General features: G+C 57.9%; 9 protein-coding genes. 3 read left to right on the forward strand and 6 right to left on the reverse strand.

Going from position 1 to position 14,099, the window contains the following annotated elements:
• Positions 1-4: 4 nt before the first annotated feature.
• On the reverse strand, positions 5-1,288 hold the full coding sequence (locus ACLFLU_RS16330; RefSeq protein ID WP_426413185.1) for a WecB/TagA/CpsF family glycosyltransferase: 1,284 nt from the start codon (positions 1,286-1,288) through the stop codon (positions 5-7).
• Positions 1,289-2,226: 938 nt separating this feature from the next.
• Here ACLFLU_RS16330 and ACLFLU_RS16335 point away from each other — a divergent pair.
• Positions 2,227-5,187: a polysaccharide biosynthesis/export family protein gene (locus tag ACLFLU_RS16335; RefSeq protein ID WP_426413186.1), complete on the forward strand. Its 2,961-nt coding sequence runs from the start codon at positions 2,227-2,229 to the stop codon at positions 5,185-5,187.
• A 122-nt stretch (positions 5,188-5,309) separates the two neighbouring features.
• Here ACLFLU_RS16335 and ACLFLU_RS16340 read toward each other — a convergent pair whose 3' ends face one another.
• Complete coding sequence (locus ACLFLU_RS16340) at positions 5,310-6,326, reverse strand: acyltransferase family protein (protein ID WP_426413187.1); 1,017 nt, start codon at positions 6,324-6,326, stop codon at positions 5,310-5,312.
• 173 nt (positions 6,327-6,499) lie between these two features.
• Entirely contained in the window at positions 6,500-7,705 is a 1,206-nt protein-coding gene (locus ACLFLU_RS16345) for a glycosyltransferase (protein ID WP_426413188.1), read from the reverse strand.
• 443 nt (positions 7,706-8,148) lie between these two features.
• Here ACLFLU_RS16345 and ACLFLU_RS16350 point away from each other — a divergent pair, with 443 nt between their 5' ends.
• The gene (locus ACLFLU_RS16350; RefSeq protein WP_426413189.1) at positions 8,149-8,844 is read left to right on the forward strand and encodes an FkbM family methyltransferase; all 696 of its coding nucleotides are present in this window, start codon (positions 8,149-8,151) and stop codon (positions 8,842-8,844) included.
• Positions 8,845-8,986: 142 nt separating this feature from the next.
• On the opposite strand, the gene ACLFLU_RS16355 is transcribed toward ACLFLU_RS16350, so the two are convergent.
• Genes ACLFLU_RS16355 through ACLFLU_RS16365 form a run of 3 tightly spaced genes read right to left on the reverse strand, consistent with a single transcriptional unit; the run spans position 8,987 to position 12,377 of the window.
• Positions 8,987-9,787, reverse strand: a complete 801-nt coding sequence (locus ACLFLU_RS16355) for a class I SAM-dependent methyltransferase (protein ID WP_426413190.1) — start codon at positions 9,785-9,787, stop codon at positions 8,987-8,989.
• Entirely contained in the window at positions 9,784-11,277 is a 1,494-nt protein-coding gene (locus tag ACLFLU_RS16360; protein ID WP_426413191.1) for an oligosaccharide flippase family protein, read from the reverse strand. The genes ACLFLU_RS16355 and ACLFLU_RS16360 overlap by 4 nt, the downstream gene beginning before the upstream one ends.
• Positions 11,277-12,377 carry a polysaccharide deacetylase family protein gene (locus ACLFLU_RS16365; protein WP_426413192.1) on the reverse strand — a complete coding sequence of 367 codons (1,101 nt, stop codon included), beginning with the start codon at positions 12,375-12,377 and terminating at the stop codon, positions 11,277-11,279. The genes ACLFLU_RS16360 and ACLFLU_RS16365 overlap by 1 nt, the downstream gene beginning before the upstream one ends.
• A gap of 359 nt (positions 12,378-12,736) precedes the next feature.
• Between ACLFLU_RS16365 and ACLFLU_RS16370 the strand changes: the two genes are divergently transcribed.
• Positions 12,737-14,038, forward strand: coding sequence for an O-antigen ligase family protein (locus ACLFLU_RS16370; protein WP_426413193.1), 1,302 nt, complete (start codon positions 12,737-12,739; stop codon positions 14,036-14,038).
• The last annotated feature ends 61 nt before the right edge of the window (positions 14,039-14,099 follow it).

A 14,099-nucleotide genomic window follows, 5' to 3' on the forward strand; every position in this document is an offset into this window, starting at 1 on the left:
AACCCTAATGGTGGCGGAAATTGCCCCAGAATTCCCCATGGTTGGCGATCGTCTGCCAGAATTTGCGGACGCCCAGGCTGTGCGTGGAAGCGGACCAACGGTGTCGAATTGGTTTCGTGCGCGTTCGTTCGGGAGAGAGCAAAAAACCGCAGCCATTTACGCGCATCATGCTCTTAACTCGTCGACTCGATGCACGAAGGAAAAAGCCGCGTTGCATTCGCCGCTGATACCCGTACGCAACCAGCACCAGGCCCAAGAAGGAGGCGTCCACAAACGTTACGCCTTCAAGGTCTAGCACGAGGTTGCTCGCTCTCTGTGTCGCCGCCGCAAGACCCGAGCGCGCCGGCGCGAGATTGTCTTCCGTCCAGGCGCCGGAAAACGTCAACACCTCAACCGTTTCGTCATGATAATGCTGCAAGCGTGGCGCCGAGGGCTGCGCCGCAGATGGCTCGTGCAACGCGCGCTTGACGAGGTATGGCAGGATCTGGCCGACAAACACCCATGCCAATGTCGCTAGATCGAGAGCGTATCGCCTCCAAAGCGCCGGCTCCTCCTTGATCCGCCAGAGCCATTCGAGCCCATGACGCTGGAGGAAGACGGGAGCGCGCCTAATGCTTCCGGCGACAAAATGAATCGTCGCACCGAGATTGCAGATCACAGGGCTTGAGAGCAGATGCTCATTTCGGTTGAGCCATAAAAGACCTTTGCGAGCTCCGACCGATACGACCAATAGATCGGGATTCGCTTGATTGATGATGCCGAAAATTCGGGGATTGCTCATGGATTCAACAGTTCCGAAGCCGGGCGAGTAAGCGCCAGCGCAACGGACGCTAGAGGTGCTCTCGTCAAGGCGTTCGCGTACGCGTCGACCAGCGTCATCGGTTGCACCGAAGAAGAAAGCGCTGATCCGGTCGCCCGAGCGACGCATCAGAGCATCAAACAGATCAGATCCGCATACGCGATGAGGGGCGGCGATACCTAGCGCGCGTGCAAGCCAAACAAGCGGCATGCCATCAATCACGGAAAGATCGCTAGCGAGTACGGCGTCTCTAAAATCCGGATCCGACCGTATCATGCGCAGGAAGTTTGCGTTTGGCGTGGCGACGTTGCACCGGCGCGCCTCTTTAATGGACAAGAGGATTCTTTGAGTCGCCTGCTCCATTGTTACCACATCGCATATCAGCCCCTGGAGACAGTAAACCGGCCGCGAAAAGTCGGGTGCAATCGGTCTTTGAGCGTCGCATCGTGGGACGTTTGAAGTGGGTCCCTGTTGCAGGGCAATGGTCACGACAGTCTCCTGCACATCGATTGTCGATCAATCCCACATCGGCGCAAAACGCCGGCGCTTGGCGCGGTCAAACCAAACGGACGACGCCACTCCACCGAGACGTGATTCAGCGAGATGAAGTGATGCGCAATCTAACCAGCACGGCGCCTAGAAATATCGGCTCTCACGGATGGGGGACCGATCCATCCTGACTAGTCCGAGGCCGGCCGGCCGCTGACAAGCGGCATGAATGAAGCTGCCGCACGCGGCGAGAAGTCACCCGGACGGCGAAGCGCTTGCAAGCGATTCCGTCGTCGCCAGCTCCGAGCTCAAGGCCATCTTCGACTATGCGGGAATCCGAGCGGCCTTCGGGACTATTCGAAAGGACTATCTACTTTGGAGTGATTGTGGCGCCGCGCCGCCTGCCGTCGTCGTTTCGTTCGCGACGCGTGATGAGTGCAATTCTGGCCAATCCAACACCTTTCGCTTAATATCAGTACGTCGACCGTAATCGCTGCTGTCGTTGTCGAGAATCGACAAGGCAACGCGGCGACGTCGACCGGCTTCCCGCCGGAGAGCCGTTCTATGCGTACAAGCAAATGCGCAGCCGCCCGTCTCGGTGGTGCTCGCATCGTTGCGCTCGTTTCGGGGGTGGCATTTTCGCTCTACTGACTATGGAAACTCGCGGCGGCGCAGCTGACCAGCTTGTCCCGTGTGCTGAAAACCCGCTGTAAAAAGGAGCAGGCCATCCCGATTCCGAGCCGGCTGCATTTTGCGATGCGCAAAAGGGGCGCGCTGAAGCGGTTTGCTCCGCCGACGGCGAGAAACAACCTCGGGCCTCCCGTCGGACCAATTGGCGACGGTTCAGGCAACTCCTCAGGAGCCGAGCAAATATTGGCAACGGATGCGCGTACAGAGCATCGACACGCTTTCGCAGCATCGACGCAGGAGTTTGTTTGATGCTTGATTCGACCAAGAGCCAGCGTTCAGTCCTATTCGAACCAGCAATGCGATCCATTGCGCCGGAGCCCGGGCGTGACGGGATCGGTTTCAGAATCTATCTTGCGAAGATTCGTCAGCAGGGGCGGATGATTGTTCGTTTGATGCTCGTTGGCGCCGTCATGGTGTGGTTGGCGAGTGTTGCTTATGTCCTGGTCAGAACGACCGCGTTCAGCGCTTCTTCCGAACTGTTGATTTCGAACACAACGCTGCAACAGTCAGGCCCGGATGCGGTCGTTACGCAGCTGCTGGTCGAGAACTCGCTGGTCCAGAGCGCAATCGAAATGGCGAAGTCCAGCAGGGTCCTTGAAAGGGCCGTCGACCGGCTTGGATTGGACGAAATTGAATTGATCTTGCCGAAATCACGTAGCATCCGCGATCTTTGGCTGTTGCAGATGTTTGCGCCGGAGCGATCGAGCTCCGAAACGTCAAGAAGGCAAACCGCGCTGGCGGCCCTGAAATCCAGCATCACTGTCAACCGGGTCGGCACCAGCCAAATCATTGCGGTGCGAGCTAAAGCACTGACTGCGGAGGATGCTGCGAAGCTGACCAACGAGATCGCGGAATCGTTCGTGCAAGAGCAAAACGACACAAGTTCCGTCGTCACGACGAGCGCAGCGGTGAGGGAACGCATCAAGGTATTGGGTCCTACGGCTCGGATCATCAGCGAGGCGGTTCCCCCCGGCGCCAAAGACGGGCCGACGGCCGGGGTCATGTCCGCGTTAGCAGCCGTCCTCGGCGCCGCACTGGGCTTGAGCGTAGGACTCGCAATCGTACTTTTCGATCGGCGTGTCCGTGCTGCCGAGCAGCTGGCGATGACGTCGGCCGAGTGCTTTGGGTATTGGCCGCGAATGATGGACCGGCCCGCTGTGCGAGAGCCAAGACGATGGCCAGGTGGCGGCCGGTTCGGGGCTTGGATGCTTCAGAAGCTCTCTCCCCATGCCTTTGCGCGCACCTTGCATGACGCCGATCCGGAATTGGGCTCTACCTCGCGGGGCGCAGTGCTGCGACGTGCGCGATCGGCGGTCCTCGAGCGGCGCGGGGACGTCCCTCACATTGTCGGCATAACATCGTGTCGCTGCGCAGAGGGCAAGTCGACGTTCGCAGCGCACTGGGCCGCACTGATCGCTGGAGATGGCTCGCGCGTTCTTCTCGTCGATGCATCGAAGACTGCGGCGCTTTCGAACAGTCTGACGCCAGGCGAAAAGCAAGGCCTTTACCAGTTGCTGCGAGGCTCAGCTCCCCCGGACGAGGTTATCCGGGCGGAAGTTCGTCCCAATCTCGACTTCCTGCCGAGCGGGCATGCTGTTGGCAACATCGACATGCAGTGGCACAATCTCGTTCACGCAGTCACAGCGTCCGGCGAGTGCGATTACGAATGGGTTATTCTCGATCTACCTGCGCTGAGCCCCGTCGCCGACGTTCGCTCTGCCGGTCAGATTGTCGACGAGTTGCTGATCGTTGTGGAGTGGGGGCGCACGTCGGAAGTTCAGCTTGAGCAATCGCTGCAGTCACTAGGACCCGTTCGGGACAAGATTCTGGGCACGGTCATAAACAAGACCCCGTGGGCCACGCCTGATCCGGATAGGCGTGGTGAGCAGTGGCCGGCCCGCGACGCTTTGGCGGGCAAAGGCCGGCTATGGAAATGGTTCTGCGAAATGTCGATTGTCTCAGGTTTCGCTCTGGCCCTTGCTGGGGCGCCGGCTCTCGGAGACGAGTACAGGCTTGGCATCTCGGATCGGCTAAAGATCAAAGTGCAGGAATGGCCGGACATCGGCGGCGAATACACTGTGACTACGGATGGCCTGGTTTCGCTGCCCCTGATCGGCGGCATCAAGGCCACTGGTCTCCAGGTCAAAGATCTGGCGCAGGAAATATCTGACCGGTTGCAGCAGCGCGGGGGCAAGGTCGAACGGCCTTTCACGGCCGTCGAGATTGTCCAGTTTCGCCCGTTCTCAATCCTGGGCGACGTGCAACGACCTGGCGAATATCCGTATCGACCAGGCCTCACCGTTATTCAAGCGATCAGCGCCGCCGGCGGGTATTACCGCCCTGATAGTAGTGGTCTGCACCTGTTGCGGTTAGATCGCGACGTTGCGCTCGCGAAAGGCGACATCCGCACGTTGTCCCTGAAACAGAGCCGCCTGGTCGTGCGCGCGGCACGCTTGACGGCGGCGCTTGCCGGGCAGGAGAATGTTCCTGTTCCGACAGAGCTTTCGAATGAACAGGGCGACGCCACCATCTCCGCGGTCATTGAAAGCGAACGCGCGGCGCTCGCGCAGGAAAACGACACGGCGCGCTCGGAAGCATCGGCATTTAAAGATATCAAGTCGCTCTACCAGCGTGAGATCGATTCGCTGCGCGGACAGATCGAGGCGCTGAAGCAGGAGAAAGGCACCATCGAACATCAATTGGACGAGCTTCGTTCGCTCTCAGCGAGGGGCCTCGCCCTTGCGCCGACGCTGTTCGCCCTGGAACGGTCGCTCGCACAGATCGCGAACCAGCAGATGGCCGCCGAAACGGAAATCGTGAGAGCTGGAGAGAACATCACCTTGGCGGAGCAACGGGTTCGCGAACGCGCTCTCGAGAGGAGCCGGTCGAATACGCGGGATCTGCAACTGACGAAGGACGAGATCGCGGAGGTGCGAGTGCGGATCGAGACAGCAGACGACCTGCTGAAGGAGGCGCAATTCGGCGCGCCGGCCGAGGCGCGGGAGCGCTTGGCGGAGAAAGGCGAGCGGCCTAGCGTCACACTGCTGAGGAAGGACGGCGAGCTCATGCGAGAGATCACGGCAGACGAGACGACTATCATCGAACCGAACGATATCATCAAAGTCCCGACAATCCGCTCCAAGCCGCTCGCTTCGAACAGCTACATCAATTTGTCGCGGGCCGGGCGTTCGCAGGAAACAGAACGATGATCCTCGCGACCATTCCCAGTTCGATTTTCGTATGACCTTGTGGCGCGAGCGGCCTGGCAAATCGCCGCAGAGCCCGAGCAGTGCCTGCGTCCGTCGGAGGCACCACATCGGCAGACGCGACACTATTCTCCAGCGACATTTTCCAGTCGTCCAACGGACTGCCGCGTCCCCATGTGCCTCGAGCGGCCCCAACGCTTGGCGGCCTGTATCCATATCGCCTCCCAGTAGAAAGTCGAAATGTGAGCGGCAGCCAGCGTGAGAGCGAAGTCTAACGGCCGCTTGAGCAGATATCGCTGCCAGACGTTTGCGTCATTCCACCATCCGTGTGCCGCAAGCGGATGAAAGACATAGAGAGCGTAGGAAACGGCGGCGATGTAGCGAAGAACTCGACCGCTTAGTGCGGCGGTCAGTCGATTGGGCGGTTGAGCTAGCGTTGCTGCAAGCAGAGAAGCTGCCGCATAGGGCCGCAGATATTGAACCCAGCCGCTGTCCGGATGCGAAGTCCCGAACCAGGCGCCGACCGCCAGCACCCAGATGACCAACGGCGCTGCGAATGCGCGGAATCGGCGCATCGGCAACGTCGCGATACAGGCGCCTGCCAAGATTTCGTCTACGCGCAGGTGCGTCGGAATGTCAATGTAAGCACCTTCCATGACGCGGATGGCGGTGATGGCGAGACAACAGGGCCAGACGAGTACGAAAGCCTTCCGGCCACCCACCGCGAGCAGCGTCACGAAGACATAGAAATGAACCTCGACACACAAAGACCAGAGATGCTCCGTGACAGGCGTCATCTGGTCGGGTCGATAGTTGACGACGAAGCCCAAATGGTAGGGCAGCGCTTGTTTGCTCAAACCGCCCAAAATAAAGACCAGCAGGATATAGAGATAGGCGAGCGGCAGTATTCGAGCCAACCGTTTTACGATGAATTCGGGGATCGGGGCCGACCGAAGCGTGCTGACGATCAAATATCCCGAAAGGACGAAAAAGAGACTCATCCCCATCGGACCGGCGGTCGAATTCAGATGAAGAGCCTTCGGTCCCAGGGGAAGAAGATGGGTCGCCAGGACGAGACAGATGCTGATCGCGCGAAGGCCATCCAGCGCGGGATCCCGGTGATCTGCCTGCTCGCTTCGCATGTGGCGTCCGTCCAATGCGTGCTGCGTCATCGCTGGGGTGTCAGAGAGCTTCGTCTATGTTCTCGAAGCGCGGCTACAGCCTTACGAAATGCCCAAAACAGGAGATCAAGACTTGCTTCTCCCAACCCTCCGTGTCGATCCTAACGAGATCCAACAAACGAGCAACGCAAGGATCAAGCCATCGCGTTGCGCGATGCGTGAATGACGTCACGAAGCTTTGTGGCCGTCGTTACAACATCGAAACATCGGGCCGCCGTCAGTCGAGCAGCCTGACCTATTCTTTGTCGGGTCTCAATATCACGGGCAAGCAAGGTGATCTTCTGCAATAGCGCGTCCTCATCCTTTTGAGGCACGAGAAATCCGTCTACGGCTGAGGTAATCATCTGCGGTGTCGCGCCGATAATACTCGCAATCACGGGAAGGCCAGCGCCCATCGCTTCCATAACAGATACTGGCCAGGCCTCCCCCAAGCCGATGCTAGGCAGCACAAACGCGTCGGATTGTGAAAGCAATTCAAAGACTTCATTCTCGGCGAGGGTGCCTTTTAGCGCAACGTTGCCATCCAATCCGAGCTCATGAATGCGAGTGACGATGGCATCTCTGAATGATCCCTCACCCGCAATGGTATATCGGATGTTCAGACCGAGGTCGATGGCGCGACGAATTGCGCCAAGGGCGTACAGATGGCCCTTCGCCGGATGAAGCCGCGCAACAGTTAGCAGATTTAGCGATCCTTCTTGATAAGAACGCTCACTGCCCAATAGCTTGAGCCGCAATGTGTCCACGCCCATACAAGTTACGAGCACGCGGTCGCTGGGAACGTTGGCTTGCTCGACAACCTGTTGCCGAAGGTGATCACCAACCGTACAAATGAAGGCTGCTTCCGCCATTTTGAGCCGGTGATCTGTACCATAGACGTCCAAATCACCGTGAAGTGTCAAACTAAAGGCCGGTCCTCCCGCGCGCCTTGCGAGAGCTAAAATGTGCGCCGCGTCCGCGCAGGAATGGCCATGGATATGGTCGATCCGATGTTCCCGTGCCCACATGACTAGATCGATCGCGCAGAGGAGTAAGATGTACTGCCGCGCACGATCTTTCGCGCCAGCCCTCTTCAATTGGTTCCGATAGGCAAGTGCCGGAAATAGGCCGGGAGAACCTCCAAAAGCCCATCGGCGTAACGTGGATAGTTGGGGCGGAAATAGGTACCGAGTCTCGGCGCGAGCTGAAGAAGCAAACTCGTGCCGGCAAGCCTGCGAGGGCGGTCTTCGAGTTGATAAAAGAGCGATACTTTCGCCGAGGTCCCGTAAAGCCAGAACTTCACGCCAAAAGAAAATATGCGTTTGGCTCGGAAATTCAGGGACCAGATATCCTATTTTCATCGGAGCCGCCGCACTCTACCAAGTCGCGGTATTCCCTTGCTTGCTGAGAAGTCTGTCTGCCGAGCGCCGCGCGTTCCGCGGGAAGGGCGCGCTTGTGGCAGAAAACCGTACATCAAGTGCGCAGTTCACGCTTTCGCTCCGATGGTAACAAAAAAGGACCTGGCGATCCACCAGCATGATCGGATTGAAAGTTGGCGAACGAGGGGACCCACTTCCTCTGTGTTTTGCAGGGCGGCGATCGTTGTCGCGATGTTGGGCAGGCCGACGTCCCGCCCTTCATCCTACGTTCTGTCTTCGCTCGCTCAAAGAGGCAGGCGTGAGACAGTTGGGGCAGGCGCGTCTGAGTGCTGAATCCGCGTAGAGAAAGATGGAGAATGGGTTTATCTTACGCTTGAAATCGGAGGGTTAGGGGGCTCAACGCGAGGGCGTTTTTGGAGCCGAGCATGATTTCAATAGAGACAATCCACTGGCATACTCTGGCGCCCGGGTTCCTGGATTCCTCATCGCGCGTTATCGATCTTGGCGCCAATTGCGGTCTATTTGCTCACGCTATTACCGAGCGCACCGGTTGTCGGTGCGTTGCTCTGGAGCCGTCGCCAGGGCCGTTCCGCGCCATTCCGCCATCGGATCGCATAAGAACGATACAGGCCGCCGTAGGCGGCAAATCCGGCACCACCGGGTTTCATGTCGATCTCGACAACGAACTCGCAAGCGCCCTGGCGGAGGATGCGGAAGCCGATGTGCAAGTAAGAATCGTGACGCTTCCGGATCTGCTGCGGGACTTGCGATGGCCCTATATCGACCTCCTCAAGGTCGATATAGAAGGTGCAGAAATTGAGATGCTGCAAGCATGCTCCGACCAATTCTTGTCAGAACGAATTCGGCAAATCTCAATAGAGTTTCACGACTTCTGCGGAATCACGCCACCAGTGGCCGTCAAGGAAGCGATCGGACGGCTTCACTCGATCGGATTTGAAGGCATCAGAATGTCCCGGGTTGGCCACCAGGACACATGGCTTATCAATCGAAAGATGCTGCCGATCAGCAAGGCAGAACTATTGTACCACAGGATGGTGACACGCAACTGGTTTGGGGTAAAACGTGTTGCGGCTCGCTTCTTTGAGCGACGTTTCAATTAGCCCGAATCCAAGATTGCCGACCAATCGAATATCAGCAGTCGAAAGTGTTCGCGTCGTGCCGGTAAGTTTTTGTGCTGCCGGTAAGGCTCCGGGTCAAATCCGATGTCACCTGGCTATAAGGCTTACGACGGATTGGCGGCTTTCAGTCATCGAGGCCAACCCGATCTGGAATTCCTTTCCAGCGCTTCTGATAGTGGGTCGGCAGTTTCAGGTTTTCGTCAGGAGCGGTTCTTCTTGCGAGAAAAATGGCGCATTCGCCGAGAGGCGATATGCCGTTCAGCAACGAAGCCAGTGCCCAAATGGGAAACGTCAGAGCTTTCATGTAAGGAGTAGAGAAAGACCCCGCCGATCCTTTGGAGACGACACTAAACCCTAGTTCATGCATCATCATGACCATCTGCTCCCCTGTAATAGGCGAGATGTGGCGTTGCGATCGGTAATTCTTTTCGCCAAAGCCCCAAAGCTCACCCTTGAGCAAGAACTTGACCCGCCCCTGCCAAGAGGCCACGTTAGGCAGCGAAATAGCGAGCCAACCATCCTCCTCCAGCAATGAATGTATTTCGGTCAGGAACATTCGTGGGCTGTCGAGGTGCTCAATGACATCGGTCGCGGTGATCAATTGAAATTTCTTGTCGAAATGATGCGAGAAAGGCTGGTTCAGCTCCAGGCGCTTGAAATCGGTATCAGGAACATCAAATCGCGTCGCGTCGAGATCTGTGCCTGTGAGATCCGAAAAGCCAAGATCGTCTTTCAGCCGTAGCAGCAAGGCCCCCGAATGCGTCCCAATGTCGAGGACAGCAGATCGATCCTCCGCGTTCAAATGTCGAGATATGACTGCGGCAAGAGCGGCGTGCGTCCCGGGAGCGCATCCAATGATCCGACCTTTGTAGCTTTCCAAGGGGGTCCTAAGAAAATGCTTCATCTGCATGCCCTGGAAGCTCAACGGCCTATCGTTCTTTTGGCTGCTGTCAGGAGTCGCGGGAGCAGGCGCAACGTGACGGACGCGAGCGCCTTCTTGAGCGGCGGCTCGATATGAAGAGCCAATTCGTGCCGGATGAGTATGACGCCAGCGATCCAGATCAACGCCGCGATTGCGCTTGATGCAGAAAATCGAACCATGACGTCCATGGGGCCCTGAGCGTCAAGATACCGAAAAGCGAGAGGTGCGGGGATGGCGATGAGAGTCAGCATCAGGCTTCGGCTCCACGCCATAAAAAGCGCGCCGGGCGCCAGATCGATGACGACCTTGAGCACGAAGGAGTAGCACGCTGCGCAGAGGGCGCTGCTCAAAACCAAACTCCAGAGCGCTGCCTCGATTCCGATGATCACGCCAACTCCGAGCGCGAGGATAGCGAAGAAACCTCCCGCGAATTCGGAAAGGAAGAGCAATCGTTGACGTCGCTTGACGACCATGACGTCGTAGTAGCCTGCAACGCTGAACGTCAATGCTTGGGCGATGGCGATAGGTACCATCATAGCGCCAGCGACGCTCCACGCCTCCCCATAGATCATTCTCACGAGAGGTGCGGCCCAAATCGCCAACACGGCGTAGGCTGGCCATGAAAGTCCGGTGATTGATTCGATGACGCGCAAGTAAAGTGGCGCCAAAGGTAAGCCGTCATGTTCGCGCTTGCCGAGGTTCGGAAGGAGGGGGCGCGTCATTCCAACGAAAAGACCGTTTGCAATGACCGAAACCAGGCTCTGAGCGCGCGCAAACAGAGCGGCATTCGCGATTCCCAGGGCGCGCCCGATCATGAGCTCCGGCGCCGACATCGCCGAGCATCCGACAAGGAGCGTCGCCGACGTCCAGCCGCCGAAAGCAAGCAGTCGGCCCGAACCTCTCAAAGTCGGTCGGCATGTTATCGCATCGAGTTGATAAGCCATCGTCATGAGCGCCACAACGAGCGATGATGCAAGTGAACCCCATGCCAGAGCGGTGGCTCCATAACCCAGGAGAGCGAGGGTGATCGAAGTCAGGCTTTGGGACGCGGCCGCGGCGAGGCCGATAGCGAGAAGCGACCCGAAGCGCATGGCGCGCATCAGGCGAACGCTGGCAGGAAAAGCCGCGGCAAAGCAGAGGTGCCCAAAAGCGACAATCCTCAGCGATACGCCGATGGTTGGGTCTTGATAAAAATTCGCGAGAGGGAAGCTCAAGCCGATCAATCCAATGGTGAGACAGGTGGCAATTGCGAGGCTCAAACCGAACGCAATGCTCAAAAGCGCGTCGTCAAGCTTGGGCACGCTGACCACATATGATCCAACAGCCGAGTCCTTCAGCCCCGCCACGATGTTGGAAGCCGCCATCGCCACCGTGTAGGAGCCGGCTTCTCGCGGCGTGAGCAGATGCGCAATGACGACGCCTGTTCCAAAGGACAGCAGCAATGTCGCATTCTGTTGCAAGGTCGAGATCAGCATTGCCTGGCGCAGGCGCACTAGCGGTTCTCCCGCTTTGAATGGGCGTTGCCCCTTGCGCGCTCCGCACGTCCGCGCGGCGCAGTGAAGAATGCGAAAGCCAGAATTTCGGGTCGAAGCTTGCCGGTCGGAGCGATGCCAGGCCCGTTGACGTCGATGCGGCCGACAAGCGGGTTCGCCAGAAAGCCATCTTTCAGGGCGCAAAGTTCAGCATCGCTAGTGAACGCGAGCGCGTAGCCCGCGGCCAGCGAGCGATCGACGATCTCGGTGGTATACGCTCCATGCGGAAACGACAGCGTATCAACCGAGCGCTGATGATGCGACGCTACGACGTCCTCCAATATCACGCGCGGCGAACATAGCTCACTTGTAATGTCAGATGAGAATGTCAGCGCAGTATGGGTCTTTCCATGTGCTCCAATGGAGATGCCGTTTGCGGTGAGGTTCCGGATTTCGCTTCGGGTCAACATCTGGCGCGGCTGCTGGACCCGGTGCAGGTCGATCTTGAGCGCGGAAAACGCTGCTTCGACGCGCGCTTTCTCCAATTCGGGTCCGCGCCGCACGATCTCCCAGATCAGTCCCGGGTCCTCGACGTCGCGGGCAGTGTCGCCCATAAGGAGCGCATACAAGCTGACAAGGTCTTGTTGATGAAGCCGCCCCTCCATGAAGGCCCATAGAAGATCCTCAGTCCAGAGCCGCTCGTTACGCCCGATGACGTCCGAAGATACGAAGACCGTGGCGGGGGCGCGATGCTTTCGCAGCAAGGGCAGAGCATATTCGCTGTTGTCGGCATAGCCGTCGTCGAACGTGATCAGCAGGCTCCTTGGCGGGAGTGGGCGTGTTCCTTCCAGAGAGGCCTTGACGTCATCAAGCCTAACCAACGCGTAGTGGCGCCTAAAGAAAGCCAGGCACTCATCGAACACATCGTCGGGAACGGTCCATGAGTACAGGGCCGTCTCCCAGCGTGGATCGTCTCGCTTCAGAACGCGATGAAATATCGCAACCGTCAGCACCTGGCGGTTGCGAACCCTGTGGTAGACAGATAGGGCTCCGCTTTGATAACTCAGCTTCCGAGCTACGTCGCGCAGCAAACGCATCGCGGCCGACGAGGCGGCGCGCAAGTGGGACTTCGCGATGGCCCTAGGACGCGATGCAAGCGACATTCCCCGGCGCGCCCCTCACAACTGATCTCATCGAAGACAATCCCAGAGTTATCGATAGTCGACGTCTGATAAAGAGGGTCAATCGTCAATCTGGACTAGTCCATAATTCTCTCGAAAAATCTTGTTTGCGGCCGAAGGGCGCCTTGCCGGTTGAGAGTGAACATTGGAAGGCTTAGGAGTGCTGGCATCGCGGGGAATCCGCTCGCCGGCTCTTCTGGGTCACGTGGTTCATGATCCTGTCCGACTGAACTCCAGGCGCCTGACATTCCAAATTCGACACTAGAATGTGAAACATTTCCCTGACCAGGGGAGCCAGCATGCCAATAGAGGCAATGATCGTCATAGTGGCGATTCTGAGCATCCTCCTGCTCTGCGTCGTGGGCTGCCTTAGGTTATCGCATCTCGTCCTGGCGATCGTTCTCGTCCGACCGTCATGCGATCCGATTTTCGGCTTGGCAAAATCTGTGCTCGGCGGAGGGGCCGGACCCGGTGGTGCGGTAAACGCCCTCGTGATCGGCCTGGGCCTCTTCTACCTGATCCAAGAACCGGTCTTGGTGGGAGCTGCGACCCTGCCGATGTGGGCGGGAGTTTTCGTGGTTGCCTCAACGTCCGCGATGCTCTCCCCGGAGCAAGCGGCGGCTGCAAGAGCGGTCGGTTGGTTGGCCAGCTATTTTGCAGCCTTCTCAATCCCGTTCGCGTTGGTCCGATCGCCGGAATGGGGCTTGCGATGCTTGACTGCGGCCATGTACTCGTCCTTCGTACCCGTCGCCTACGCATTCATCGAACTGGTATTCGGCCTCTCTGACGGGGAGGCCGGCGGTAGGCTGCAGAGCACCTTTTCTCATCCCAACATTTTCGCTTTTTACCTCGTTGGCGTACTCGCTCTCGGCATGTTCATGCTGAGATCAAATCGGATATCTCTGCCGCCGAATGTGCGACCGCTGCTGGTGTTGTACCTTCCCGTGCTGGTTCTCCTCATTGCGCTTACACAAACGCGCAGCGCATGGATTGCTTGCGCAGTTGTTGTTGCCGTTTTCGCTGGCCTTGTGGATAGGCGATATCTCGGTTTCCTTCTTCTGTTTCCTCTGATCATGCTCATACCTGGTGTCGAACAGAGAATGCTCGACGTTAGCTGGTACGATGACGACTATAGGCACTCTCTCGATTCTCTTGCTTGGCGCCAACTGCTCTGGGAGAGCGCCCTGCAATGGATGGCGGTGAATCCCGCCCTTTTGATCGGCAATGGCTTGAATTCGTTTGTGCACTACGTACCAGCTTTTTTTCCTTACGCGCGTGAGGCGAATGACGAAGCTGGTGTTGGGCCTCATAATGTCTTTCTGCAGATCTATTTTGAGATGGGCGTTGTGGGCGTTCTTGCCTTCGGTTGGCTTTTCCTTTCGCTGTTCTGGAAATTGAAGGACGGTTGGCGATCGGATCCGCGCGGTACGCTGATAATGTCTACGTTTGCAGCGTCATACCTCATCGAGTGCTACTCGGATAACGTGATCGATTATCTCGTATATCAATGGTTCTTCTGGTTCGTCATGGGGACGGTTTGCGCTTGGAATCGGCTTCCCGACAGGCGACTTCAGGCGCTTCAACCTGCGTTCGTTCGATGACGCGGACTCGTTACCGAGATCGTGGAGTTTCATCCCGGCTGCGGTGAATGACAACCCAAGA

This window comes from Bradyrhizobium ganzhouense, from assembly GCF_049949285.1.
In the GTDB taxonomy this organism is placed as follows: Bacteria; Pseudomonadota; Alphaproteobacteria; order Rhizobiales; family Xanthobacteraceae; genus Bradyrhizobium; species Bradyrhizobium ganzhouense.